Consider the following 25,866-nt stretch of genomic DNA (forward strand, 5'->3'; position numbering starts at 1 on the left):
TCGTCGGCGTGCAGGAGGTGCGGGCGGGCGGCCGGACGGGAGTCTGAGGGCATGCCACAGACACTCTCCTCCGCCGTCCCCGCCGGCGTTCCCGCGCTCCCCCGCTCCCGCGGGCTGCTGCGCGCCGTCGCCGTCGTGGCCTGCGTGCCCTACCTCGCCCTCAAGACGGCCTGGGTGGCGGGCAGTCACGTCGGCGTGCCGGCGGGCAGCCCGCTCCTTGACCACCGCGCCGGGATGATCGCCGCCAACGTCCTGACGATCCTGATGGACGGCGCGGTGATCGTGCTCGCGCTCCTGCTGACCCGGCCGTGGGGCCGCAGGGTGCCCCCGTGGCTGCTCGTGGCGCCGATGTGGGCCGCTACGGGACTGCTGGCGCCGGTCATGGCCGGCTATCCGCTCCAGATGCTGGTGCGCGCGCTCGGCGGGAGCCCCGCGGGCACCTCCGGCGGCGAGGACGAACCCTTCCTGCACGCATGGGTGTTCGCCCTCGTCTACACCGGGTTCATCGTCCAGGGCCTCGCGCTGGGCACGCTGTTCGCGCTGTACGCCCGGGACCGCTGGGGTCATCTGTGGCACGGCCGGATGTGGGACCCGCCGGCCGCGCCGGCGGGGGTGGCGCAGCGGGTCACCGCGGTGGCGGCGGCCGTGCTCGCGCTGTTCCCGCTGACGACGCGGATCATGTGGGCCTGCGGGGGCACGACCGGGCTGAGCGCGGGCGCCGTCGCGGACCGGGGCAGCGACTTCCACGTCCTGGAGTCGCTGTACGTCGTCTTCCTCATCGCCGCGGTCACCGGCGGAGCGCTCCTGGCCTTCCGGCGCGCTCCGGCGCTGCCGGTGCCGGTGCCGCTCGCCCTCGCCGGGGTCTGCTCCGCCGCCGTGGCCTGCTGGGGCGGCTGGATGGCGATGGCGGCCCTGATCTCCGGCGGGGATCCCGCCGACCGCCCGACGGGGCTGATGCTGCTGACCTACGCTGGCCAGATGATCGTCGGTCTCCTCGTCGCCGCCGTCGGCGCCCGTTTCCTCGTGGCGCGGTCCGCGAGGACCGTCAAGCGCCCGGTGGCATGAGGGCGTTCGCGCGGCTGCTGTTCGGCCGGCGGGCGCGGTCGCGCTGGATCCACCTGATCCTGGGCGGGGCGCTCGCCATGCCCTACGTCTTCGTCGGCGCGGTCGTCGTCGGGCCGTTGTCCGACGGCACCGCCGTCTTCACGTCGATCGGCCTCCAGCTCGCCTCGTTCGGCATCGGTCTGCCGCTGGCCGCCGTCACGTCCCTGTTCCCGCTGACCCGGCCGCTGGAGAGCGCCGCGGTGCGCTGGCTGTGCGGAGTGGGGGCGGACCGGCTCGCCGACGGACCCGCCCGGGGCCGGACCGCCAAGGGCCGCACGGCGCTCTGGTTCACGCTGCACCTGGGGTTCGGCGGGCTCGTCGCCGGGATGTCGCTGGCGGTACCGCCGTTCGCGGCCGTACTGATCGTGATGCCGCTCGTGGCGGGGCCGGGCGACTCCCGGCTGGGGCTCTGGGAGGTCTTCGACCACACCTGGGCGTGGGCACTGGCGCCGGTCGCGGGCGTGGCGTTCCTCCTGACGCTGGCCGGCTGCGCTGCGGGGGCGGGCGCGCTGCTGGCCCGCTGGGCGCCCGCGCTGCTCGGTCCCACCCCCGAGGACCGGCTCGCCGCCGCCGAGGCACGCGCCGCCGACCTCGCCGTACGCAACCGGCTGGCGCGCGAGCTGCACGACTCCGTGGGGCACGCGCTGAGCGCGGTGACCCTGCAGGCGAGCGCGGCCCGCCGGGTCCTCGACAGCGACCCGGAGTTCGTCCGCGAGGCCCTCCTCGCGATCGAGGACACCACGCGGCGCACGGTGGGCGAACTCGACGCGGTGCTCGGCGTCCTGCGGGACGGCGACGCCCCCGGTACGGCCCCGGCGCCCACGCTCGCCGCCGACCTGGACGGTCTGCTGCGCCGCACCCGGGCGGGCGGGCTGACGGTGACGGCCACGATCGGGGCACCGCTGGAGGCCCTGCCGCCGGTGCTCTCCCGCGAGGCCTACCGGATCGTGCAGGAAGGCCTGACCAACGCCGTCAGACACGCCGGCGAGGGGGTCACCGTGACCCTGCGCGTCGAGGTACGGGACGGCCACCTGGAGATCACCGTGGAGAACCCCCTCACCGCACCGTCCGGCACCCGCCCCGGCGGCGGCCACGGCCTGCCCGGCATCGGTTCCCGCACCCACCTCCTGGGCGGCACGACCCACGCGGGCCCGACGCGGGACACCTGGCGCCTGCACGTACGCCTCCCGATCGGGGCGGCCCCGTGATCCGGCCCTCTCACGGAGGGCCGGGAGCCGGACGCCCGACGGAGACGCCCCCGCGCGCAGAGGTCCGCTCCGGCACGCACGCGTGCCCGCCGGCAAGCACGCCCACCGCCGACCGGGCGACCGGCCCCGGCGGCGCGGCCGAACCTCCGCGGAAAGCCCCGCCCCGACACGCGTGCCGGGAGCCGCTCCCGCCGCCGGGGGCGCATCCGCACCCCTCGCCGCCCAGCACCCCGGCCCGAACCGCCCCGCGCCGGACGCGCACGCCGAAAGGACCCAGATGACCGGCCCCGCCCCCATCCGTGTCGTCATCGCCGACGACGAGCGCATGGTGCGCACCGCGTTGCGTGCCATCCTGTCCGCCGAGCCGGACATGGAGGTGGCCGGTGAGGCGGCCACCGGGGCGGAGGCGGTGTCCGTCGTGCGGGAGCGGCGGCCCGATGTCGTGCTGATGGATGTGCGGATGCCAAAGATCGACGGCATCCGCGCCACCGAGCAGATCCTCGCCGGTCTCGACGAGCCGCCCCGGATCGTCGTCGTCACCACCTTCGAGAACGACTCCTACGTGTACGACGCCCTGCGTGCCGGAGCCGCCGGTTTCCTGCTCAAGCGGGCGGACGCCGACGCGCTCGTCGGGGCGGTACGGCTGGTGGCCCGCAGCGACACCCTGCTGTTCCCGGCGGCCGTCCGTGCCCTCGCCGCCGAGCACGCGCGCGCGTACCCCGCGCCTCCCGCGTGGGTGGCGCGACTGACCGGACGCGAGAGCGAGGTGCTGCGGCACATGGCGGGCGGGCTGACCAACGCGGAGATCGCCCGGCGGATGGGGGTCGGCGCCGCGACGGTGAAGACGCACGTGGCGTCGGTGCTGGCCAAGACGGGCGCCCGGGACCGCACCCAGGCCGTGATCGCCGCCTACGAGGCGGGCTTCCTGCGCGGCACGTGAGCGGCCCGGCACGTGAGCGCCGGACGCGGGGCCGGCTCCATGAACGCCCCATGAGAAACCGGTCGGAAGGGAACGATCCGGCCCGTCCCGTTCGTCTGTCCGAACGGAATGAACAGGACGATCAGGCGTGCTTCCGTCTTCACCCTGCTCCTGGTGTTCTCCCTGCTGATCAGGGCGACCTGGGTGCAGTTCTACGAGGGCCGGGCACTCGCGGACGACAGTGACAACCGGCGCAACGCGATCGAGACGTACGCGGAGCCGCTCGGGAACATCATCGTGGCCGGTGAGTCGGTCACCGGCTCGGCGCGGACGAAGGGAGGCGATCTCGCGTACAAACGCACGTACGAGAACGGCCCGCTGTACGCGGCGGTGACGGGCTACGCCTCGCAGGCGTACGCGCCGACGCAGCTCGAGGGCATCTACCAGGATCTGCTCAACGGCACGGATCCACAGCTGAAAACGGTGATGGACACCGTCACCGACCGGCGCGCCGAGCCGGGCAACGTGGTGACGACCATCGACCCGGCGGTGCAGAAGGCGGCGTACGAGGCGCTCGGTGACAAGAAGGGCGCGGCGGTCGCGATCGACCCGAAGACGGGCCGGATCCTCGCGGCGGTGTCGACCCCGTCGTACGACCCGGCGTCGCTGACCGACGCCAACACCGCGGGCGAGGCGTGGAAGGAGCTCACCGCGGATCCGGACAAGCCGCTCACCAACCGGGCGCTGCGCCAGCCGCTGCCGCCGGGCTCGACGTTCAAGCTGGTCGTCGCGGCGGCCGCGCTGGAGGACGGGCTGTACGGGTCGGTGGACGAGGAGACCGACAGTCCCGACCCGTACACGCTGCCGGGCACGGTCACGGACCTCACCAACGAGAACCCGGACGCGCCCTGTGAGGACGCCTCGCTCCGGGTCGCGCTGCAGTACTCCTGCAACAACGTCTTCGCGAAGACGGCCGTCGCCCTGGGCCAGGACAAGGTGCGGGCGATGGCCGAGAAGTTCGGCTTCAACGACGAGACGCAGGACGTGCCGGTGCGCGCCTACACCAGCGTGTACCCCTCGGACATGGTGCCGTCGCAGACCGCGCTCACCGGGATCGGCCAGTTCGACGTGACCGCGACGCCGCTGCAGATGGCGATGGTGTCGGCGGTGATGGCCAACGGCGGGGAGCTGGTGTCGCCCCACATGGTCAGCCGCGTCACCGACAGCGGCGGCGACGTGCTGAAGGACTACGAGGACGAGGCCGGCACGGAGCGGATCGTCAGTGCCTCGACCGCCGAGCAGCTCCGGTCGGCGATGGAGACGGTCGTCGAGGAGGGCACGGGGACGAACGCGCGGTTGTCCGGCGCCACCGTGGGCGGCAAGACGGGCACCGCGCAGCACGGCGAGAACAACAGCAAGACTCCGTACGCCTGGTTCACCTCGTACGCCGAGTCGGACTCCTCGGACCAGGAGGTCGCCGTGGCGGTCGTGGTGGAGCAGTCCGACGCGGCCCGCTCGGAGGTCAGCGGCAACGGCCTGGCGGCCCCGGTCGCCAAGGCGGCGATGGAAGCGGCACTGCGGGGCTGAACCTTCCCGGCCGACGGGACGTCTTCACGGACGGCGGGCCGCCCCCTCCCCCCGGGTGCGGCCCGCCGCCTTGCGCGGACGGCTGTTTCACGCCGAACACCCGCCGGATCGGGCCCGCGTTGAACCTCGTCGCGCTACGGCTCGTGTTGTCCCTTCGCATGCCGACCGGACAGACACCGTTCGACCCTCCGCACCGAGCTGTGAATGATCACTGCTACGCTCCGGAACTCACGCCGGTCACTCCGGATTTTCACGTGTCATCTACATGACACACACCGTCATCGGTGCCCGTCGGGCGCCCGACGCCGCTGTGAGGGGAGGGCGCCCGTGGGCACCGTCGTCGACGACGCCGCCGCCGTGGAGTTCCACGCGTTCTTCGAACGCCACTACGCCGAACTGTCCCGGCTGGCCCATCTGCTGACGGGTGAGGCGGACACCGCCGACGATCTGGCGGCGGACGCGCTGCTGGCGCTGTGGCACCGCTGGGACCGGGTGCGCGCCGCCGACCATCCGGCGGCGTACGCCCGGGGGGTGGTGGCCAATCTGGCCCGGACCCGGATCCGCAGCGCGGTGCGCGAGCGGCGGCGGATCGCGCTGTTCTGGTCACCGCGCGAGGAACGGATCGAGAACCCCGACGTGCCGGGGGTGGTGGACGTGCAGGGGGCGCTGCGCCGGCTGCCGTTCCGCAAGCGGGCGTGCGTGGTCCTGCGACACGCCTTCGACCTGTCGGAGAAGGACACCGCGCTGGCGCTGGGCATCTCGGTGGGTACGGTGAAGAGCCAGACCTCGAAGGGGATGACCGAACTGCAGCGGCTGCTGGGCACGCGGGAGGTACCGCGCCAGGTGCACGCGGCGGTGGCGGCCACCGCGGGCGGGAAGACGGCCGGGAGCGTGCGCAAACGCCCCGGCGGGGCCACGGGAAGGAACCGATGACGATGCGGCGGGACGTGCACGAGGAGCTGCGCGCCCGGCTGCACGAGGCGGCCGGGGCGCACGAGCCCGACCGGGAGCGGATGCTGGCCCGGGTGGAGCGCGGCATGGCCGGCCCGGCCCGCCCGGAGCACCGGGCCACGCGACCGCCGCTGTTCGGCTGGGTCCGGGTGGCGGGCGCGACGGCCGCGGTGGCCGGGGTGCTGGCGGTGGGCGGTTACGCCGTCGCGTCCTCGGTGGGGGGCGAGGAGGCGCCGCCGCAGCGGCAGGTGGCCGTCTCGCCGACGCCCACGCGGTCCCCGGAGGCGACGAGCCGGCCGCCCGAGCCGTCGGTGAACCCCGCCCCGGACACCTCGGAGCAGACCCGGAACACGGCCACCCCGCCCGCGGGGACGCCGAGTCCGTCCGGCGGCCCCGAGAAGCCGCCGGCCGGGGTCGAGGACGGGCCGCTGTGGTCGGACGGCTCGGTGGACCCGCACAGCAACGAGTTCTGGGCGCAGAGCAACGTCACCCTGAAGACCACCGAGCGCCTGACCGCGCTCACCGTGGAGCTGCGGATCGCGCAGACCGGCGGGGTGACCTCCACCGGTGCCTGGCGCTCGCTGCCCGAGGACGACTTCGAGCTCTCGGTGGACGAGCGGGACGGCTTCCTCGTCTACGTCTGGACGCTCAAGGACGGCCGTACGGTCGAGCCCGGCGAGTGGGTCTTCGCGGGGCAGTACGACCACGAGCGCGGCGGCCGGGACGCCGGGGAGGACACCTACACGGCGCGGGCCGGTACCGGCTCCGAAGAGCGCGCGGTGGGCGGCGACTTCGCGGCGCAGGACGACGAGGACGCGGCGGACGACGAGGAGTCGTGAAAAAAGATCGTCCGGGCGGCAACCCTTTCCGGAGCGGCGGCGACCAGTAGACGCAAAGACCCTCTCCACACAAGGACATCGCGCATGACTGCACGACCCGAACAGCCCGTCTCCCACCGCCGCCGGACCACCAGGCGGCGGGCCCTGATCGCCGGTGTCTCCGCGCTCGGCATCACGGGCGCGGCGATCGTCACCACGTCGATGCTCTCCACGGCGGGCGCCGCCTCGTCCTGGCCCACCGCCACCGGCAGCAAGGCGGTGTCGAAGACCGTCGCGGTCTCCGGGACGTACGACGGCGGCATGAAGAAGTTCTACGGCACCGGCGCCCTCGGCGGCGACAGCCAGGACGAGGGCCAGGACGCGATCTTCGAGCTGGCCGACGGCGCCACGCTGAAGAACGTGATCATCGGCACCCCGGCCGCCGACGGCGTGCACTGCAAGGGCAGTTGCACGCTGCAGAACGTGTGGTGGCTGGACGTCGGCGAGGACGCCGCCAGCTTCAAGGGCAAGTCGGCGAACTCCGTCTACACGGTGTACGGCGGCGGCGCCAAGGGCGCCGACGACAAGGTGCTCCAGTTCAACGGCGCCGGCAAGCTCGTCATCACCAAGTTCCAGGTCGAGGACTTCGGCAAGTTGGTGCGCTCCTGCGGCAACTGCTCCACGCAGTACAAGCGGACCATCGTCATCAACGACGTCGACATCACGGCGCCCGGCAAGTCGATCGTGGGCATCAACCAGAACTACGGCGACACGGCCTCGCTGCGCAACGTCCGTATCCACGGCGACAGCAAGAAGAAGATCAAGACCTGCATCCGCTACCAGGGCAACAACACCGGCAAGGAGCCGAAGGAACTCGGCACCGGCGCCGACGGCAAGTACTGCAACTTCTCCTCCTCGGACATCACGTACAAGTGATCCCTCCGGGCCCATGACCCCGGGCCGCCGTCCCGACGTCCGACGGCCCGGTGACCGGCCTCGCCCGAGCCCCCCTCGGGCGGCCGGAACCCCCGGTGGTCCGGACCCCCATCCGGACCGCCACCAAGGCGCCCCGCCGGTTCACCCCGGCGGGGCGTCCGTCGTTCGTCCGGGTCCCCGAACAGCGAAAACACCCGAAAACTTTCGGCACGCCTTGTCCCGCTCCCCTCTGTTGACGCCCCGAACCCCACTGGTGACACTCCGGTAAACAACAGAATCCCCCAGACTCCGACAGGAAGTGTCATGCGCCGCCACACCGCACGCCGCACGCTTCTCGTCCCGTTCCTCGCCCTCCTCCTCGCCCTGCTCGCCGCCCCGCCGGGCACCGCACACTCCGGAGCACCACCCGTGAAGAAGCCCACGTACGCCGGTTACCTCTTCGCCTACTTCACCGGCGAGGGCACCGCCGACGGCGAGCAGATCCGCTACGCCCTCAGCCGCGGCAACGACGCCCTGCACTGGCGCGAACTCAACGCCGGCAAGCCGGTGCTGACCTCCACGACCGGCGAGAAGGGGCTGCGCGACCCGTTCGTGATCCGCTCCCCCGGGGGCGACCGGTTCTACATGATCGCCACCGACCTGCGGATGTACCGGAACAGCAGCGGAAGCTGGGACGAGGTCCAGCGGCACGGCAGCAAGTCGATCATGGTGTGGGAGTCCACCGACCTGGTCCACTGGACCGACCAGCGCCTGGTGCAGGTCTCCCCGGACAACGCGGGCAACACCTGGGCCCCGGAGGCCTACTGGGACGACGAGCTCGACGCGTACGTCGTCTTCTGGGCGTCCAAGCTGTACGCCGACGACGACCCGGACCACACCGGATCGACGTACAACAGGATGCTGTACGCGACCACGGAGGACTTCCGCACCTTCAGCGAGCCGAAGGTCTGGAACGACCCGGGCTACTCGGTCATCGACTCGACCGTCGTCAAGCACGAGGACACGTACTACCGCTACACCAAGGACGAGCGCGACCCGTCCTCCGGCTCCCCCTGCTCGAAGTTCATCACCGGTGAGAAGTCGGCGTCGCTGACCGACACCTCGTACGACTTCGTCTCCGACTGCGTCGGCAGCGGCGCGATGAGCCGGGGCGAGGGGCCGACGGTGTTCAAGTCGAACACCGAGGAGAAGTGGTACCTGTTCATCGACGAGTACGGCGGCCGGGGCTACCTCCCCTTCGAGACCACCGACCTCGACTCGGGCGAGTGGACCCCGTCGACGGACTACCAGCTCCCCGCGAGCCCCCGGCACGGCACGGTGATCCCGGTGACGCGGGCGGAGTACGACCGGCTGCTGGCCGCGTACCCGGAGAGCCCCGCGTCGATCGTGGACGCCACGGCCCCCGGCCAGAAGGGGTACGCCGTCGTCAGCGAGGAGACGGGCAAGGTCGTCCTGCCGATGGAGCCGGACGCCGACCTGCGGCACCTCGCGCCCAGGCTGTGGGTGGGCGAGGGCGCGACGGTCAGCCCGGGGCCCGGTGCCCGCCGTGACTTCCGCGAGCCGCGGACGTACACGGTGACGGCGGCGGACGGCACGAAGCGCGAGTGGACCGTCGAGGCGGTGCCCACCCGCAGCCCCGTCCTGCCCGGCCTGTACGCGGACCCGGACGTGCGGTACATGGACGGCCGGTACTGGATCTACCCGACGACGGACGGCTTCCCCGGCTGGGGCGGTACGCGGTTCAAGGCGTTCTCGTCGAGGGACCTGGTCCACTGGAAGGACCACGGGGTGGTCCTCGACCTCGGTCCCGACGTGTCGTGGGCCGACAAGAACGCCTGGGCGCCCGCGATCGCGGAACGCGACGGGAAGTACTACTTCTACTTCTGCGCCGAGCAGCAGATCGGCGTGGCGGTGGCCGACTCCCCGGCCGGCCCCTTCGAGGACGCGCTCGGCAGGCCGCTGATCGGGAAGACGCAGTTCAGCGGCCAGATGATCGACCCGGCCGTGTTCACGGACGACGACGGTCAGTCGTACCTGTACTGGGGCAACGGGCACGGCTACGTGGTCCCGCTCGACGACGACATGGTGTCCTTCGACGCCGCCCGGGTGAAGGACATCACCCCGGACGACTTCCGTGAGGGATCGTTCGTGGTGAAGCGGGACGGCACGTACTACTTCATGTGGTCCGAGGACGACACCCGCAGCGAGAACTACCACGTGGCCTACGCGACCGGCCCGTCCCCGCTCGGCCCCTGGACCGAGCGGGGCACGATCCTGTCCAAGCGCCCCGAGTACGGCATCCTCGGCACCGGTCACCACTCCGTGGTCAACACCCCCGGCACCGACGACTGGTACATCGTCTACCACCGGTTCGCGCTGAACGGCCCCGGCACGTCCGGCGGGGACGGCACGCACCGGGAGACCACCGTCGACCGGCTGGAGTTCGCGGCCGACGGCACGATCGAGCCGGTGGTGCCGACCCTGGAGTCGGTCAGCCCGGTGCGGCGGCGGTGACCGACTCCAGCCAGGCGTAGGCCTCGTCCTGCATCGCGGCGTCGAAGACATGGCCGCTCCCCGGCCACGTCTTCAGCCGCAGCCGCTCCCCGGCACCGCACGCGCGCCAGACGGCCCGCAGTTTGTCGTACGCGACGCGCACCCCGTCGGCGGTGAACAGGGCGTCGAGCCCGCCGTGGAAGAACAGCATCGGCTTCGGCGCGGCGATGCCCGCCACGTCGGGGAGGTCGAGGTGCCGGGCGAGCCCCGGGTGGAGCGTGTGGAACGCCGACTGCCCGCGCAGGGTGTTGTTGCCCGGCACCATCATCTCCTTGAGGCCGGTCATCCAGCACACGCTCACCGCGGCGGCGACGTCGTCGCTGAGCGCGGCGGCCTGCCAGGCGCGGTAACCGCCCATGGAGAAGCCGACGGCGGCGACCCGGCGGGCGTCCACCCGGTCCAGGCCGGCCAGGAAGGCCGCGGCCCGCTGGTCCTCGCGGGCGTGCAGTCCGGCTAGCGAGGAGCCGAGGTGGTAGAGGGTGCTCGCCAGTGCCTGCTGCCGCTCGTAGGCGAGCGGTTCGCGGTCGCCCCAGCCGAGGGCGTCCGCACAGAACACCACGTACCCCCGCCGGGCCAGTTCGTCGCCGACGAAGCGCCCGCCGAAGCACCGGTCCGCCCACTCCTCGGCGGAGGCCAGGCGGGTGTCGTCGTACCAGGGCCGGACGCACTTCTCCTTGCCGATGTCGAACCGGGACCCGTGGTCGTGCAGCAGCAGGACCGCCGGGAACGGGCCGGCGCCCCGCGGGGTGAGCAGGGCGCCGCGGACCCGTCCGTGGCGGGTGAGGGAGAGGGTGACCAGCTCCCGCGTGTACCCGTCGCCGTCCGAACGGGCGGTGAACTCCGGGGCGTACGGCGTCCCGTCCTGCCGGCCGACGAGGAGGTGCTCCTCGACCACCGCGCGGGCCGTGCGCCGCCACGCCCCGAAGTCCCGGACCGGCGAGGTGCCCCAGGCGAGCGGGAAGGTCAGCTCGTCCTTGAGCGCCGCATGGAATCCGGGCAGGTCACCGGTGGCGGTCATACGGCCGCCAGTCGCCGAGGTACGCCTCCCGCGTGTGCGAGGCGGCCTCCGCGCGGGTGAGCTGGGGACGGTTCCCGGGGACGGTGACGACCGCGCCGGGGCCGGTGTTGCGGTACTCGGCGAACCGCTGGTCCTGCCAGGGGTACGCGTCCCGCATGTCGGCGTAGGGCGCGACGGCGTCGACGCCCGCGCCGAGGCGGGTCTCGCGCACGGTGAGCATGGGACGGGCGGTGGTGTCGGAGCTGGGCACCCAGGGGCGGGCCAGCTTGTAGTAGCCGTCGGGGGCCTCGCTGCTGATCCTGCTCCGGGTGACCAGGTAGCCGCGCGGGTTGGCGCCGGCGGTGGAGGGCGCGAAGACGAAGCCGTACGGCGCCTGCGCCAGGTCGGGGCGGACCAGGGTGCGGAAGTGGCAGTGCTCGAAGACGGCGGTGGCCCGGCCGAAGACGAAGTCGACGTCGCCCTCGGCGTAGCAGTGGGCGAAGTACTGGCGGGCGAAGGTGTCCAGGGACAGGGAGTCGGCGTACAGGGTGTCCTGGTGGCCGAGGAAGCGGCAGTGGGTGAAGGCGCTGCGGTCGCCCTGCACCTTGAGGGCGACGGCCTGGGTGCCGCTGGTGCCGGGGAGGTCGGTGCGCAGCCAGTCGTTGGCGAAGGTGATCCAGCGGGCGGTGAAGCCGTCGGGGCGCACGGTGGTGGTGGCCGAGCCGGAGGTGCCGTAGGTGCCGGAGCCGTCCGGCTTGGGGGTGCCGGCCGCGTTGTCGTAGACGATCACCACGTCACGGGGGTCCTCGGAGGCGCCGAGCCAGGTCATGTCGGTGCGGTCGGCGTCGACGGAGACCGTCTCGCGGTAGGTGCCCGGGGCGATGACGAGGGTGCGTCCGGTGCCGGTCGCGGCGGTGACGGCGGCCTGGACGCCGGTGAAGTCACCGGCGCCGTGCGGGTGGACGTACAGGGTGCCGGGGGTGAGGCGGGCGGACGGTGAGCCGTACCGGCCGAACGGGCGGCGGGGCCGGTGGGCGGCCCGGGCGGGGACGGCGGCCAGGGCGAGCGCGGTGGCGGTCGTGGCGCCGGTGAGCAGGAAGTTCCTTCTGGACAGGGGTGAGGGCATGCGGGTGCTCCTTGGGGGACGTCAGCCGGGCCGGGACGGTCCGTGGTGGGGGCGGACCGCCCCGGCCCGGCTGTCGGGAGGGGTCAGCGGATACGGCCGGCGCCCGCGCCGTGCTCGACCAGGAACGGGACGGCCCGGGCCGGGTGGACGGCGGTGCGCAGGGTGGGCGTCCAGCCGGCGCCGGACTGGAGGGTCTCGGCCGGGATCTCCGCGTTGTGCACGGCGATCAGGTCCACGCGCTTGCCGTTGACCACGTTGTGGGCGGCGGTGAGCGGCGCCTCGCTCCACTTCTTGAGGATCTTCGCCGGGCTGATGCCCTTCGCCAGGGTGAAGGCGTTGTGCTCGGCGACGAGCTGGGACTCCTTGCCGACGCCGAAGCTGTAGGAGTAGCCGTCCTCCGCCACGAAGTGGTTGTTGTACACGTCGACCTGTCCGAAGCGGACGCGCGGCGCACGCTCGACCAGGCCGGAGAACAGGTTGTGGTGGAAGGTCGCCTTCAGCTTGCCCCGGTCGCCGACGGCGGTGGACTCGCTGTCGCTGTTGCCGATGAGGATCGTCTTGTCGTGCTCGGTGAAGACGTTCCAGGAGGCGGTGACGTAGTTGGCGCCCTTGACGATGTCCAGCTCCCCGTCGTGCTGCTGGTACAGCATGCCGAAGTGGGTCGGGGCCTCGCTGTCGGGGTGCTCGCCGTCGGTGAAGGTGTTGTGGTCCAGCCAGACGTGGGTGGAGCCGTGGACGACGGCGGTGTCGTACTCGGAGTTCCAGTTGCCCTGGCTGCCGTCGGTCGGGTCCCACTGCGGGAAGCAGTCGATCGGGCTCTCGAGGGCGAGGTTGCGGACGATGACGTTGTCCACGCCCTTGATCTGCAGGCTGGCGCCCTTGATGCCGGCGTTCCGGCCGACGCCGATGATCGTGGTGTTGGAGGGGACGGCCGCCTTGATGGCCGTGTCCTGGGCGGCGGCGGAGGCCCTGCGCAGGCCCTCCTGGCTGTCGTCCGGCTCGGCGCTCAGGTCCTGCTCCAGGCCCCAGGTCCCCGGCGCGTACGCCTCCAGGTAGGCGTCGAAGTCGTAGCCGGGCGCGGCGAACGCCTCGCAGCCCTCGGAGACCGCGTCGATGGTCCCCTTCACCTTGATGATCTTCGGGGCGTCCCCGCCGTCCGCCAGGGCCGCCTTGAACTCGGCCCAGGTGCGCACGGTGTGGACGTGCTCGCGGTCGGCGTCGGCGCCTCCGGTGGTGCCGGTGCCGTGGGAGGCCCAGCCGTCGCCCGCGCCCAGCGTCTGCCGGGCGGCGTCGCGGTGGTGGTGCGACGGGGAGTGGGCCTGGGCGCCGGTACCGGTCAGGACCAGCACGAGGGCGGTGCAGCCGGCCAGCGAGGCGGCTCTCACTGTGGCATGCCCATGCCATCCGGATGTGCTCATGGTGCGGCTCTCCTTTTCCATGGTCCAGGGGGTGTTACGCGACGGCCTCCGGCCAGGTGATCCACGACTGGGGGATCTCCGTGTCCAACCGCCGTACGTCGCGCGGCGCGAGCACCCGGGTGCGCAGCAGCTCCCGGGCGACCAGCCGCGCCACGGCGATGGCGCCCGGCGGATCGAAGTGCGTGTTGTCCTGTTCGGTCGCCGTCCAGTTGAAGTACTTCTTGGTCTCCTCGGCCCCGAGCTCCTGCCACAACGCCAGCGACAGCGCCTGGACGTCGAGCAGCGCGACCCGCTCCTCGGCGGCCAGCGCCCGCATCGCCGCCGGGTACTCCCCGTGGCTCGGCACGGCACGCCCGTCCGCGTCGAACCGCCGCCGCTCCACGGCGGTGGCCAGCACGGGGCGTGCCCCACGGGCCCGCGCCCCCTCCACGTACATCCGCAGGTACTCCTGGTACGTCGACCAGGGCTCGGTGTAACGGGTGGGATCGGCGGACTTCTCGTCGTTGTGCGCGAACTGGACGAGAAGGAAGTCACCGGGCCGGATCGAGGAGAGGATCGCCTCGAGCCGCCCCTCGTCGACGAAGCTCTTGGAACTCCGCCCGTTCACGGCGTGGTTGGCGACGGTGAGATGCCGGTGCAGCAGAAACGGCAACGCCATTCCCCACCCGGTCTCGGGCGCGGCATCGGCGTACTTCTGGGCGGCGGTGGAGTCACCGGCGATGTAGAGGGTGCGGTGACGGCGTCCGCCGGCATGAGCGGTACCGGTTGCGGCGAACGCAAGAGGAAGGGAAGCGACGGCAGCGGAAGTAACCTGCCTACGGCTGAGCGACACAGGCTGTGCCTTTCAACAGGGGGCGGTGGAACGCCCCTTCGGGGGCGCGGGGCTGTACCGGTTCGCGGCTCCGCCGCGTGGGCGCGATCGGCCGGGGACGGCCCGCAGCCCGAAAACCACGGGCCGCCCCGGCGGAACCGCCGATTAGCCCATCTGCTCCTGCCACTCGGCCTGGGCCTCGTTCAGCTGCTCGGCCATCGTGTCCAGGAACTCCTTCGCGCTCATGTCCCCGAGCAGGACCTTCTGGAAGTTCGGCTCGTTGTCAGCCTTGGAGATCGTGTTCCAGTCCGGCAGGTAGTACGGCAGCTGCACGATGCTGGTGGAACCGTCGCTCAGCGCGGCAGCCGCCAGCTTCGTGGGCTCCGCCTTGTTGATCCACTCGTCCTTCGCCGCGTCCGTGTGCGCCGGCACCTGCCCGGCCGCCTCGTTGAACTTCGAGCTCGACTGCGCCGACGTGGCGAACTCGATGAACTTCCAGGCGGCCTCCTTGTTCTTGGATCCCTTGAACAGGCCGACGCCGTCGACCGGGTTGGAGACCTGGACCCGCTTGCCGCCGGGCCCGGTCGGCTGCGGGATGCCCCGGAACTTGTCGGTGGTGAGCGCCTTGACGTGGTCCTGGTACGAACCGAGGTTGTGGTTCAGCATGCCGATCGTGCCGGAGTCCCACTGCGCGACCATCTTGGTGAAGTCGTTGTTCAGGTCGGCCGCGGGGGTGACCTTCTTGAACAGGCCCGCGTACTTCTCCAGGGCCTCGACGTTCTTCGGGTCGTTGACCGTGGTCTTCTTGCCGGAGGAGTCCCAGAACGAGGTGATGCCGGACTGCCCGTACATCGCGTCCAGGGCCTGGGCGATGGAGCCGGCGCCACCGCGGATGGTGTAGCCGAACTCGTTCTTGCCCTTGTTCGTCAGCTTCTCGGCGGCCTCGTAGAACGCGTCCCAGGTGGTCGGCTCCTTCAGGCCCGCCTTCTCGAACAGGTCGGTGCGGTAGTAGAGGACACCGTTGTTCGCCGAGGTCGGGATCGAGTACAGCTTGTCGTCCCCGCCGCCGGCGGCCCGCAGCGACTCGATCATGTCCTTGTTGAGCTTGCCGTTCAGCGGCGACTTGGCCAGCCGGAAGTCCAGCGTGTCGAGCGCGCCCTGGGCCGCGAAGCCCGCGAGCATCGAGGCGCTGATGCCGCCGACGTCCGGCAGGCCGCCGCCCTGGATGGCGGTGTCGACCTTGGACTGGTACTCGGTGGAGGCGATGCCGACGTACTGGACGTCGATGTCCGGGTTCGCCTTCTCGAAGTCGGCGATGATCTGCTTCCAGATCTCGGTGCGGACACCACCGTTGTTGTCCCAGAAGACGATCTTGCCCTTGCCGCTGCCCTCGGCACCGTCGCCACCCGCGCTGCCGCCGTCGTCTCCGCAGGCGGTGGCGGTCAGGGCGAGCACGGCCCCCAGGGCGACGGCGGTCGACGCGCGGCGCCTGCCTGCGCTGTTTCTGAGAATGCTGATCTTCATTGGTCGGCTCTCTTCTTCTGGATCCAACGGACTATGAAGTTGTGGGGGGTCGGTCGGGGACGTACGGCGGTGTTCAGCCGTACGCCGGGGTGCTGATCCGGAACCGCGTGAATGTGGCGGTACCGGCGTGTCCCTGGCCGGTGGGCGCCACGGCGACCAGACCGAGCAGGGCACCGACCCAACGCCAGGGGGTGGCGGCGAAGACCTGGCCGGAGGGGCGGAAGCCGTCCCCGGTGTCGTGGGAGAAGCGGCAGCGCGCCCCGGCGCCGATGTCGACGCGCAGCAGGGCCCGGCCGCCGGGAGCGGGCCTCGGGTGGTCGGCGTCGCGTTCCCGGTCGGCGACCGTCTCGGCGAACCGGTGCACCAGGTGCACCGTGCCGTCCGCGCCGCGCTGGAGCCCGATCCAGCGGTAGGCGTCCCCGAGGACCGTGAGCCCGGCGCGTGCCCCGGGTTCCTCGCTGTCGAGCCGCAGTTCCACCTCGACGGTGCACGGGTCGCCGGGCAGCCGCTGGGTCAGGACGTGGGGCAGTCCGCGCAGGTCGTGCGCGTCGGCGGAGCGGACGCAGGTCAGTCGCAGCCCGTCGGCGGAGTGCTGGGTGGCCCAGCCCTCCTTCGGGTTGGCGGTCCACGTCCACTGGCGGCCGAAGCGTCCGCCGGGGAAGTCGTCGTCGGTGGCCGGCGCGGCGGGGGGCTGCGGCGGCAGGTCCGGGCGGCGGTGTCCGGCGACGGGGGCGCCGTCGTCCCCGAGCACCGGCCAGCCTTCCGCCCCCCAGCTCATCGGCTGGAGGTGCACGACACGGCCGTACGGGCCGCGCTGCTGGAAGTGCAGGAACCAGTCCTCGCCGGACGGGGTGCGTACCCAGCCGCCCTGGTGGGGGCCGTTGACGTCGGTGTCCTTCTGTTCGAGGACGACCTTCTCCTCGTACGGGCCGAAGAACTCGCGGGAGCGGAAGGCGCCCTGCCAGCCGGTCTCCACTCCCCCGGCGGGGGCGAGGATCCAGAACCAGCCGTCGTGCCGGTAGAGCTTGGGTCCTTCCAGGGTGAACCAGCCGGGGATGCGGTCGCCGTCGACGATCACCTTGCCCTCGTCGAGGAGTTCGGTGCCGTGGGGGTGCATCCGGTGGCCGGTGAGGCGGTTCTTGACGCCGGAACGGGACTTGGCCCAGGCGTGCACGAGGTAGGCCTCGCCGGTCTCGTCGTCCCACAGGGGGCACGGGTCGATCAGGCCCTTGCCGGCCTTCACCAGCAGCGGCCGGGTCCAGGGGCCTCGGATCTCGGGGGCGTTGACCTGGAAGATGCCCTGGTCGGGGTCGCCCCAGAAGATCCAGAACCGGTCGTCGTGGTGGCGCAGGGAGGGGGCCCAGACCCCGCAGTCGTGCCGGGGCGTCGTGAACTCGGCTTCGGGTTCCAGGCGTTCGAGGGCGTGGCCGACGAGGGTCCAGTTGACCAGGTCGCGGGAGTGCAGCAGCGGCAGTCCGGGGGCGCGGCCGAAGCTGGAGGCGGTCAGGTAGAAGTCGTCGCCGACACGGATCACGTCCGGGTCGGACCAGTCGGCGTTCAGGACCGGGTTGCGGTAGGCGGTGTCGGTCTGTCCGGCGGTCATGGGCTCACCGCCTTGCGGACCAGGGCCGCGGCGGCGCTCCGGTCGAGCCGGCCGTCGGCGACGACGGTGACGATCCGGCGGACCACGGTCTCGCCGGGCGGCAGGGGCAGCCGGTCGGTGTGGGCGAGGGAGGAGCCGACGCCCGGGTACTCGGCGGTGCGGACGAACCAGGGGTCCTGCCGGGTCTGTTCGGTGGCCCCCGCGAAGACGAGCGTCCAGGTGGATCCGGCGAGCGCGATCCAGTCGGCCGGCCGGCCGTGCGCCTCGCCCTCGCCCTCGGTGCGGGCGGTGAAGACGTCCGGTGCCGTCTCCTCCTTGCGGGCCCGCCAGAAGAAGCCGCCGTACGCGGCTCCGGGGCGGCCGTTGGTGGCGGGGCTGCCGATGGAGAGCGGCGCGCTCGTGACGTTGGTGAGGGAGAAGGTGAAGTCCAGCGCCCAGGCGGTGTCGGTGAGTTCGGTGACGGCGACCGTGCGGCGCTCGCGCAGCAGTTCGCCCGGCGCGGCCATCCAGCGCAGTTCCTCGACGAACCCGTCGGGGTCGCGCAGCTGGTAGGCGGTGTGCCGCTGGGAGCCGTGGTTGTCCAGCTCGGTCGGCCCCCGGTCGCGGACGTAGGTGCGTCCGCCCCAGAAGTTGAACCCCTCGACGTCGGGAACGGCGACACCGACGCCGAGGTGGTGTGCGTGGTCGGCGGGGCTCAGTTCGGTGACCGCCGTGCCGGCCAGGGTGGTGACGGGGTGCAGGTACGGCCGCGGGGAGAGCCGGGCCGGCAGTTCGGGCCGGGTGACGTACCGGCCGACGGGCCGGCCCGCGACGCGCAGCACCACGGAGTCGTTGCCGGTCATCGGGTGCTCACCTCTTTCGGCAGGTGGTGGGCGGGCAGGGCCCAGGGGGCGCCCAGCTCGGAGTAGAGGGACAGGGTGTCGGCGGCGGCCGCGACGAGACCGTCGACGCCGGGCACGACCCGGCGGTTCTCGCCGGGGACGCGGTGCCAGGCTCCGTCGGGCAGCGGGGCCGGGTCGGGGGCCTCGCGGATCGCCTCGACGACCTGCATGAAGGCGCCCGTCCGGTCCGGGGCGACCAGCAGGGGGGTGCCGTCGGTGAGGTGGGCGACGAGGTTCTCCAGCAGGTCGGTGCGGCCGAACCGCATCTCCTCGGGGCCGTGGCCGGCGCGCTGGAGCAGGACGCGGTCCTGCTTGTACCAGAAGGTGATCCGGCCGCTGGTGCCGTGCACCAGGACGTACGGCTCGTCGGCCCGCTCGGCGCACAGGGTCGCGGCGACGGTGACCGAGCCGCCCCGTGCGGTGGTGATCCGTACGCAGGAGGTGTCGTCGGACTCGATGTCGTTGGCGCGCAGCAGCTCGGTCTCGATGCCGGCGACGTCCTCGGCGCGGGTGCTGTCGGCGAGCGCCAGGGCGGTGGCGACGGCGTGGGCGAGCGGGTTGGTGAGCGCGCCGTCGACGACGTCGACGCCGTTCAGCCGGCGCCGGCCCGCCCAGGGCGCCCGCCGGAAGTACTCCTCGGGCCGCACCCAGGCACCGGCTCCGCCGATCCCCACCACCCGGCCGACGGCGCCCCCCTCGACCAGCTCGCGGATCGCGGGCACGGCGTGCGAGCCCAGCGACTGGAAGCCGATCTGGCAGGCCACCCCGGCCGCGGCGACCCCGTCGGCCATCCGGCGGTACTCGGCGTACGACGGCGCCGGCGGCTTCTCCAGCAGGATGTGCACGCCCCGCTCGGCCGCCACGAGGGCGAGGTCGGTGTGGGTCGGGATCGGGGTGCAGATCACCGCGATCCGGGCGCCGGTGGAGTCCAGCAGCGCACCGAAGTCGGCTGACTGCTCGGGGAGTTCACCGCCGAACTCGTCCTCGGTGAGCGGGGTGAGCTCGCAGATCCCGGCGAGCCGTACGATGCCCTCCGCTTCGAGGCGGCGGATGTTCGCCACGTGCCAGCGGCCGTGGCCGCGGGCGCCGGCTAGGACGACGGGCAGCGGGGTGCCGGGCGCGGTCCGAGGTGCGGTCATCCCTTCACCGCCCCCGCGCTGAACCCGGTGATCAGCCACTTCTGGATGAAGGCGAAGACGACCACGACGGGGACGGCCGCGATGATGCCGCCCGCGGCGAGCGCGCCGAGGTCGACGCTGTCCGCGCTCATCAGGGTGTTGAGGCCGACCGGGATGGTCTGCTTCTCCTGGTTGTTGAGGAACATCAGGGCGAACAGGAAGTGGTTCCAGGAGTGGACGAAGGCGAAGGAGCCGACGGCGATCAGACCGGGCCGCAGCAGCGGCAGGACGACCACCCGGAAGGCCTTGAACCGGTTGCAGCCGTCGACCCAGGCGGCCTCCTCCAGGGAGTACGGCACGTTCTTGATGAAGTTGCTGATCAGGATGATCGACAGCGGCAGCTGGAAGACCGTCTCGGCGATGATGACGCTGCCGAGGGAGTTGATCATCTGCAGTTCGGCGAAGATCTCGAACAGCGGGACGAGCAGCAGCGCGCCGGGCACGAACTGGGAGCAGAGCAGGGCCAGCATGAAGGCCCGCTTGATCTTGAAGTCGAACCGGGCGAGGGCGTAGCCGCCGGCCAGGGCGACCAGGGTCGTCATGATCAGGGTGGCGACGCCGACCAGCACGCTGTTGTAGAAGAAGGTGCCGAAGCTGCGGTCCGTCCAGACCTTCTCGAAGTGGACGGTCGTCATCGGCCAGGGGACGAGCGAGGTCGAGCCGGCCGGGCGGAGCGCGAACAGCAGGATCCAGTAGAAGGGGATGAGGGTGAAGACGAGGTAGATGCCCAGCGGCAGGTAGATCTGCCAGCGGGGTGCCTCGTCCCAGGCCCGGCGCTTCTTGTTCGGCCGGGGCGGCTCGGGGGTGGTGCGCGCGGGGGCGGGGGCGGCCAGGGGGGCCTCTTTGGTGATCACTTCTCGCCTCCGAACTTGCTCAGCCGCAGGTAGACCATCGAGCAGAAGAGCAGGATGAGGAACGCGACCGTGGTCAGGGCCGACGCGTAGCCGAAGTTGTGGGCGTCCACCGAGGTGTTGGCGATGTACAGCGGCAGTGTCGTGGTCTCGCCCGCGGGTCCGCCGCCGGTCAGCGTGTAGAGCAGGTCGACGTTGTTGAACTCCCACACCGCGCGCAGCAGCGTGGACAGGATGATGGCGTCCTTCAGGTGCGGCAGCGTGATGTGCCAGAACTGCTTGATGCGGCTGGCCCCGTCGACCTCGGCGGCCTCGTAGAGGTCCTTCGAGACGGACTGGAGGTCGGCGAGGATGAGGATCGCGAAGAAGGGGACACCGCGCCACAGGTCGGCGACGACCACCGCCGGGAAGACGGTGGAGGTGTCCGACAGCCAGCTGACGCCGTAGTCGCCGATGCCCATGTCCGCGAGGTAACGGGTGATGCCGGTCTGGGAGTTGTAGAGCAGCACCCAGATCGCGGAGGTGAGTACGCCGGAGACGGCCCACGGCGAGAAGACCATGGCGCGGCCCATGGCGCGGCCGACGAAGGTCTGGTTGACGATGAGGGCGAGGGCCAGGCCGAACAGCAGCTGCAGTCCGACCTCGACGAAGACCCACTTGGCGCTGAAGACGAGGGTGTCCCAGAACAGCGGGTCCTCGGTGAAGATGTGGGTGAAGTTGTCGAAGCCCGCGTAACCGTTGCGCCAGGGCTTGGTGGGGTTGTAGTTCTGCAGGCTGTAGTAGAAGACGCTGATGACCGGGTAGGCGATGAAACCCAGCATGAGCAGAGCGGCCGGCCCGATCAGCAGGTACGGGAGCCTGCGGGGCGTGGCGGAGGCACGGCGCCGCCGGGGTGGCCTGGGCGGTTTCGCCACGGCTGCGGCATGGGCCATGACTGTTCTCCGTTTCTCGGTACGTCTTGCTGTGTGGTGCGTGTGCGGGTGAAGCGCTTTCTTCGTATGTGTGCGGAGGCCAGGGCCTACGGCCGGTCAGCCGGCGTACGGGTCCTGGACCGTGCCCGGTCGGGCGAGGAACTCGAAGTCGCAGCCGGTGTCGGCCTGCGTGATCTGCTCGTTGTAGAGCGCGCCGTAGCCGCGCTCGTCACGCACGGGCGGCGGCGTCCACCGCTCCCGGCGGCGCTCCAGCTCCTCGTCGTCGACGTTGAGCCGAAGGACGCGGTTCTCGACGTCGAGGGTGATCGAGTCCCCGGTGCGCACCAGGGCGAGCGGTCCGCCGACGTACGACTCGGGGGCGACGTGCAGGACGCACGCGCCGTAACTCGTCCCGCTCATCCGGGCGTCGGAGATCCGCACCATGTCCCGCACGCCCTGCTTGAGCAGGTGGTCGGGCAGGGGCAGCATCCCGTACTCGGGCATGCCCGGGCCGCCCTTGGGGCCGGCGTTGCGCAGGACCAGCACGCTGTCGGCGGTGATGTTCAGCGCCGGGTCGTTGATGGTCCGCTGCATCTGCTTGTAGTCGTCGAAGACGACGGCGGTACCGGTGTGCTTCAGCAGGTGCGGTTCGGCGGCGATGTGCTTGATGACGGCGCCGTCCGGGCAGAGGTTGCCGCGCAGTACGGCGACCCCGCCCTCGTCCGCGACCGGGTTGTCCCGGGTGCGGATGACGTCGTCGTTGTGCACCTGCGCGCCGGCGATCTGCTCGCGCAGGGTGTCGTGGCAGACGGTGGGACGGTCCAGGTGGAGCAGGTCCGGGATCCGGGAGAGGAACCCGGGCAGTCCGCCCGCGAAGTGGAAGTCCTCCATCAGGTACGTCTGTCCGCCGGGCCGCACGTTGGCCAGCACCGGGACGGTGCGGGCGATGCGGTCGAAGTCGTCGAGGGTGAGCTTGACGCCCGCGCGTCCGGCCATGGCGATCAGGTGGATGACGGCGTTGGTGGAGCCGCCGAGTCCGAGGACGGTCGTGACCGCGTCCTCGAAGGCGTCCGCGGTGAGGATGTCTCTCAGCCTGCGGTCCTTGTGGACCAGGTCGACGATCGCCAGGCCCGCCTTGGCGGCCATCCGGTCGTGCCCGGAGTCGACGGCCGGGATGCTGGACGCGCCCGGGACCGTGACGCCGAGGGCCTCGGCGGCGGCGGTCAGCGTGGACGCCGTACCCATGGTCATGCAGTGGCCGGGCGAGCGGGCCAGGCCGCTCTCCAGCTCCTGCATCTCGCAGTCACCGATGACACCGGCGCGCTTGTCGTCCCAGTACTTCCACATGTCGGTGCCGGAACCGAGGACCTCGTTGCGCCAGTGCCCCGGCAGCATCGGCCCGGCGGGCACGAACACGGCCGGCAGGTCGGCGCTGGCGGCGCCCATCAGCAGGGCGGGGGTGGACTTGTCGCAGCCGCCCATCAGCACGGCCCCGTCGACCGGGTACGACCGCAGCAGCTCCTCGGTCTCCATGGCGAGGAGGTTGCGGTAGAGCATGGGGGTCGGCTTCTGGAAGGTCTCGCTGAGGGTGGAGACCGGGAACTCGAGGGGGAAGCCGCCCGCCTGCCACACCCCCCGCTTGACGGCCTGCGCGCGGTCGCGCAGGTGGACGTGGCAGGGGTTGATGTCGGACCAGGTGTTGAGGATCGCGATGACCGGCTTGCCCAGGTGCTCCTCGGGCAGGTAGCCGAGCTGGCGGGTGCGGGCGCGGTGGCTGAAGGAGCGCAGGCCGTCGGTGCCGTACCACTGGTGGCTGCGGAGCTGCTCGGGGGACTTCATATGGACCACCCCGCGGCGATGACGGCGACCTCGGCGCGCTCGCTCTCGGGCAGCGGCCTGCTCGGCGGGCGGACCTCGCGGCGGCACAGGCCGAGGGAGGCGAGGGCCTCCTTGACGACGGTGACGTTGTTGGCGGAGCCGTTGGCGGCGCGCAGCTCCTCGAAGCGGCGGATCTGCTCCCACACCTTCATGGCGGTCGGGTAGTCGCCGGAGCGCAGCGCCTCGATCATGTTCAGCGAGACGGACGGGGCGACGTTGACCAGGCCCGAGGTGAAGCCGGTGGCGCCGGCCGAGAAGTAGGAGGGCGCGTACGGCTCGGCGAGCCCCGCCACCCACACGAACCGCTCCAGTCCCGCGTCCCGGGCGAACGCGGCGAACTTCGACGCGTCCGGCACGGCGTACTTCACGCCGATCACGTTGGGGCAGGCGTCGGCGAGTTCGGCGAGCCGGGCGCCGGTGAGCTGGGCGTTGCGGATGTAGGGGACGACGCCCAGTTCGGGCACCGCCTCGGCGATCGCGCGGTGGTAGTCGACCCAGCCGCTCTGCGAGACGTAGGGGTGGACGGGCTGGTGCACCATCACCATCTGCGCGCCGAGTTCACGGGCGTGCCGCGCGGAGTCGACGGCGGTGGGGATGTCGTGGCCCACGCCGACCAGGATCACCGAACGGCCGCCGGCCTCCTCGACGGTCAGCTCGGTGACCAGCCGGCGCTCGTCGGGGGTCAGGGCGTAGAACTCGCCGGTGTTGCCGTTGGGGGTGAGGGTCGTGATGCCACCGTCGAGGAGACGACGCAGCAGGGCCCGGTAGGTGTCTGGGTCGACGGAGCCGTCCTCGGCGAACGGGGTCACCGGGATCGCCACCACGTCGGCCAGGGCCGCCCGCTGGGTCTCGAACGTCGTTGTCATGCCTGACCGTCCTCTTTCTGGGCTTCCGGGGCCGCCTCGAAGTCCTCTTCGACTTCGGGGAAGGCCCGTCGCACGAACGACGCGATGTGCGAGTGCAGGGCGCGCGCCGCGCCGTCCGCGTCGCCGTCGAGCGCGAGCCGCAGGATCTCGCGGTGCTCGCTCGCCTCCCGTTCCCAGGAGGGGTCGGCGGCCCAGGCGACGGCCGAGACGAGGGCGGCCTGGTCGCGGACCTCGTCGAGCATCCGGCCGAGCAGCGGGTTGCCGCAGGGCACGTAGAGGGCGCGGTGGAACTCGCGGTTGGCGAGCGACCGTTCGGCGGTGTCGCCGGCCTGGTCGGCGCGGGTCAGCGCGTCGCGTGCGGCGTCCAGGGAGGCGCCGCGGCGCACGGCGCGCTTGAGTGCCTCGGGCTCCAGGAGCAGTCGCACGTCGTAGACCTCGCGTGCCATGTCCGCGTCGACCATGCGCACCGTGACGCCCTTGTACTGGCTCATCACGACCAGACCGGTGCCGGCCAGGGTCTTGAGCGCCTCGCGCACCGGGGTCTTGGACACCCCGAACTGTGCGGCGAGGTCGGTCTCGACCAGGGCCTGGCCCGGTGTGAACCGGCCGGTGAGTATGCGGCGTTTGATCTCCTCCCGCACGTACTGCGTGCGGGAGGGGATCGGCGTGGGCACAGAGGTCATGCGCGCCTCTCGGATTTCGCGTCGGATCTCGCGTATCGGATCTCGCGTATCGCGTCTCATATATGACGTACGAAGTACGACGCGATGACCGTAGGAGTGGCCCAGAGTTTCGTCAATGCTTCTGACAGAGGAAGTTTCTGTTGCCTCACACGGTGTAGGTGCGGCCCTCCCGGGCGGTGGCGGTGGGTCCGCCGAAGGCGGAGGCGGCCCGGACGGTCGCGGCCTCGGGGGTGAGCGTGGGGCCGACGTGCGTGACGAGGAGTTCGCGCACGCCCGCCCTCCGGGCGGTGTCCCCGGCGTCCTCGGGTGTCAGATGGACCTGTTCGCTTTCGCGATGCTCGTCGATGTCCGCCTCGCAGAGGAACAGGTCGGCGTCGCGGGCGAGTCCGGTGAGGGCGGCGCACGGTCCGCTGTCCCCGGAGTAGGCGAGGACGCGCCCCGCGCACTCGGCGCGCAACCCGTAGGCCTCGACGTCGTGGACGACGGCGGTGGAGGTGAGGGACAGGCCGCCGTAATGGACGACCTGCCCGTCCTCCAGCGGCCGGAAGTCGAATACGCCGCTGAGGAAACCGGCGTCGGGGCGCCCGAAGAACCCGGCGAGCCGCCGCGCGCAGTCGGCCGGCGCGTGGACCGGGATCGGCGCGGGCGGGGTGAGCCCGCCGTACGCGAGGCCGTACACGGCGGCGAGCAGATCGGCGCTGTGGTCTGCGTGCAGATGGGAGATCCATAGGGCGTCGATGCGCGCCGGATCCGTGTGCCGCCGCAACTCGGCGAACGTCCCGAACCCGGCGTCGACCCACACCTCGGCGCTCCCGCCGCGCAGGAGGTACCCGGAGCTGGGGCGGTCCGGGCCGGGGTGCGGGGAGGCGGTGCCGAGGACGGTGAGGGTGAGAGTCATGCGGGGAGGCTACGAGGCGCTCCCCGGCCCTCGCCCGCGCTTTTGTGCGGGCCCCGTGGTCATGCGGCTCCCGTGGTCATGCGGCTCCCGTGGTCATGCGGCTCCCGTGGTCATGCGGCTCCCGTGGTCATGCGGCTCCCGTGGTCATGCGGCTCCCGTGGTCAT

Annotated in this window: 22 protein-coding genes; 8 read left to right on the plus strand and 14 right to left on the minus strand. The window is 71.8% G+C overall.

Annotated features, from left to right (window positions below):
• Positions 1 to 51 precede the first annotated feature (51 nt).
• The 8 genes from ACIA6T_RS25185 to ACIA6T_RS25220 all read left to right on the plus strand — a co-directional run bounded on the left by ACIA6T_RS25185 (position 52) and on the right by ACIA6T_RS25220 (position 10,037).
• Positions 52 to 1,065 carry a hypothetical protein gene (locus ACIA6T_RS25185; RefSeq protein WP_399448722.1) on the plus strand — a complete coding sequence of 338 codons (1,014 nt, stop codon included), beginning with the start codon at positions 52 to 54 and terminating at the stop codon, positions 1,063 to 1,065.
• Entirely contained in the window at positions 1,062 to 2,312 is a 1,251-nt protein-coding gene (locus ACIA6T_RS25190) for a sensor histidine kinase (protein WP_399448723.1), read from the plus strand. The genes ACIA6T_RS25185 and ACIA6T_RS25190 overlap by 4 nt, the downstream gene beginning before the upstream one ends.
• Positions 2,313 to 2,589: 277 nt before the next feature.
• A complete protein-coding gene (locus ACIA6T_RS25195) occupies positions 2,590 to 3,252 on the plus strand; it encodes a response regulator (RefSeq protein ID WP_399448724.1) in 663 nt (220 codons plus the stop codon).
• Positions 3,253 to 3,360: 108 nt separating this feature from the next.
• Entirely contained in the window at positions 3,361 to 4,818 is a 1,458-nt protein-coding gene (locus ACIA6T_RS25200; protein ID WP_399448725.1) for a peptidoglycan D,D-transpeptidase FtsI family protein, read from the plus strand.
• A 327-nt stretch (positions 4,819 to 5,145) separates the two neighbouring features.
• The gene (locus tag ACIA6T_RS25205) at positions 5,146 to 5,751 is read left to right on the plus strand and encodes a SigE family RNA polymerase sigma factor (protein ID WP_399448726.1); all 606 of its coding nucleotides are present in this window, start codon (positions 5,146 to 5,148) and stop codon (positions 5,749 to 5,751) included.
• Positions 5,748 to 6,608, plus strand: a complete 861-nt coding sequence (locus tag ACIA6T_RS25210; protein ID WP_399448727.1) for a hypothetical protein — start codon at positions 5,748 to 5,750, stop codon at positions 6,606 to 6,608. The genes ACIA6T_RS25205 and ACIA6T_RS25210 overlap by 4 nt, the downstream gene beginning before the upstream one ends.
• An 84-nt stretch (positions 6,609 to 6,692) precedes the next feature.
• Entirely contained in the window at positions 6,693 to 7,523 is an 831-nt protein-coding gene (locus tag ACIA6T_RS25215; RefSeq protein WP_399448728.1) for a pectate lyase, read from the plus strand.
• 303 nt (positions 7,524 to 7,826) lie between these two features.
• On the plus strand, positions 7,827 to 10,037 hold the full coding sequence (locus ACIA6T_RS25220) for a family 43 glycosylhydrolase (RefSeq protein ID WP_399448729.1): 2,211 nt from the start codon (positions 7,827 to 7,829) through the stop codon (positions 10,035 to 10,037).
• Here the strand turns inward: ACIA6T_RS25220 and ACIA6T_RS25225 are convergent.
• The 14 genes from ACIA6T_RS25225 to ACIA6T_RS25290 all read right to left on the minus strand — a co-directional run bounded on the left by ACIA6T_RS25225 (position 10,015) and on the right by ACIA6T_RS25290 (position 25,701).
• A complete protein-coding gene (locus tag ACIA6T_RS25225; protein WP_399448730.1) occupies positions 10,015 to 11,094 on the minus strand; it encodes a dienelactone hydrolase family protein in 1,080 nt (359 codons plus the stop codon). The two genes, ACIA6T_RS25220 and ACIA6T_RS25225, sit on opposite strands and share 23 nt — an antisense overlap.
• On the minus strand, positions 11,078 to 12,199 hold the full coding sequence (locus tag ACIA6T_RS25230; RefSeq protein ID WP_399448731.1) for a pectinesterase family protein: 1,122 nt from the start codon (positions 12,197 to 12,199) through the stop codon (positions 11,078 to 11,080). Before ACIA6T_RS25230 ends, ACIA6T_RS25225 begins: the two co-directional genes overlap by 17 nt.
• 83 nt (positions 12,200 to 12,282) lie before the next feature.
• Entirely contained in the window at positions 12,283 to 13,617 is a 1,335-nt protein-coding gene (locus tag ACIA6T_RS25235; RefSeq protein WP_399448732.1) for a polysaccharide lyase family 1 protein, read from the minus strand.
• A 34-nt stretch (positions 13,618 to 13,651) separates the two neighbouring features.
• Complete coding sequence (locus ACIA6T_RS25240; RefSeq protein ID WP_399448733.1) at positions 13,652 to 14,449, minus strand: rhamnogalacturonan acetylesterase; 798 nt, start codon at positions 14,447 to 14,449, stop codon at positions 13,652 to 13,654.
• Between the two features lie 144 nt (positions 14,450 to 14,593).
• Positions 14,594 to 15,952: an ABC transporter substrate-binding protein gene (locus ACIA6T_RS25245; RefSeq protein WP_399448734.1), complete on the minus strand. Its 1,359-nt coding sequence runs from the start codon at positions 15,950 to 15,952 to the stop codon at positions 14,594 to 14,596.
• Between the two features lie 73 nt (positions 15,953 to 16,025).
• Entirely contained in the window at positions 16,026 to 17,555 is a 1,530-nt protein-coding gene (locus ACIA6T_RS25250) for a family 43 glycosylhydrolase (RefSeq protein ID WP_399448735.1), read from the minus strand.
• Positions 17,552 to 18,397 (minus strand): PmoA family protein, encoded by an 846-nt coding sequence (locus tag ACIA6T_RS25255; protein ID WP_399448736.1) that lies wholly within the window; start codon positions 18,395 to 18,397, stop codon positions 17,552 to 17,554. Before ACIA6T_RS25255 ends, ACIA6T_RS25250 begins: the two co-directional genes overlap by 4 nt.
• Entirely contained in the window at positions 18,394 to 19,575 is a 1,182-nt protein-coding gene (locus tag ACIA6T_RS25260) for a Gfo/Idh/MocA family protein (protein ID WP_399448738.1), read from the minus strand. Before ACIA6T_RS25260 ends, ACIA6T_RS25255 begins: the two co-directional genes overlap by 4 nt.
• On the minus strand, positions 19,572 to 20,468 hold the full coding sequence (locus ACIA6T_RS25265) for a carbohydrate ABC transporter permease (RefSeq protein WP_399448739.1): 897 nt from the start codon (positions 20,466 to 20,468) through the stop codon (positions 19,572 to 19,574). Before ACIA6T_RS25265 ends, ACIA6T_RS25260 begins: the two co-directional genes overlap by 4 nt.
• Positions 20,465 to 21,397 carry a carbohydrate ABC transporter permease gene (locus ACIA6T_RS25270; RefSeq protein WP_399448740.1) on the minus strand — a complete coding sequence of 311 codons (933 nt, stop codon included), beginning with the start codon at positions 21,395 to 21,397 and terminating at the stop codon, positions 20,465 to 20,467. The genes ACIA6T_RS25265 and ACIA6T_RS25270 overlap by 4 nt, the downstream gene beginning before the upstream one ends.
• Before the next feature lie 96 nt (positions 21,398 to 21,493).
• The gene (gene araD / locus ACIA6T_RS25275) at positions 21,494 to 23,215 is read right to left on the minus strand and encodes an L-arabinonate dehydratase (RefSeq protein ID WP_399448741.1); all 1,722 of its coding nucleotides are present in this window, start codon (positions 23,213 to 23,215) and stop codon (positions 21,494 to 21,496) included.
• Positions 23,212 to 24,120: a dihydrodipicolinate synthase family protein gene (locus tag ACIA6T_RS25280; protein WP_399448742.1), complete on the minus strand. Its 909-nt coding sequence runs from the start codon at positions 24,118 to 24,120 to the stop codon at positions 23,212 to 23,214. The genes araD and ACIA6T_RS25280 overlap by 4 nt, the downstream gene beginning before the upstream one ends.
• Positions 24,117 to 24,803, minus strand: coding sequence for a GntR family transcriptional regulator (locus tag ACIA6T_RS25285; RefSeq protein WP_399448743.1), 687 nt, complete (start codon positions 24,801 to 24,803; stop codon positions 24,117 to 24,119). The genes ACIA6T_RS25280 and ACIA6T_RS25285 overlap by 4 nt, the downstream gene beginning before the upstream one ends.
• A 145-nt stretch (positions 24,804 to 24,948) precedes the next feature.
• Complete coding sequence (locus tag ACIA6T_RS25290; protein WP_399448744.1) at positions 24,949 to 25,701, minus strand: MBL fold metallo-hydrolase; 753 nt, start codon at positions 25,699 to 25,701, stop codon at positions 24,949 to 24,951.
• Positions 25,702 to 25,866 lie beyond the last annotated feature (165 nt).

This window comes from Streptomyces sp. NPDC051740, assembly GCF_044453165.1.
GTDB classification, from domain to species: domain Bacteria; phylum Actinomycetota; class Actinomycetes; order Streptomycetales; family Streptomycetaceae; genus Streptomyces; species Streptomyces atrovirens.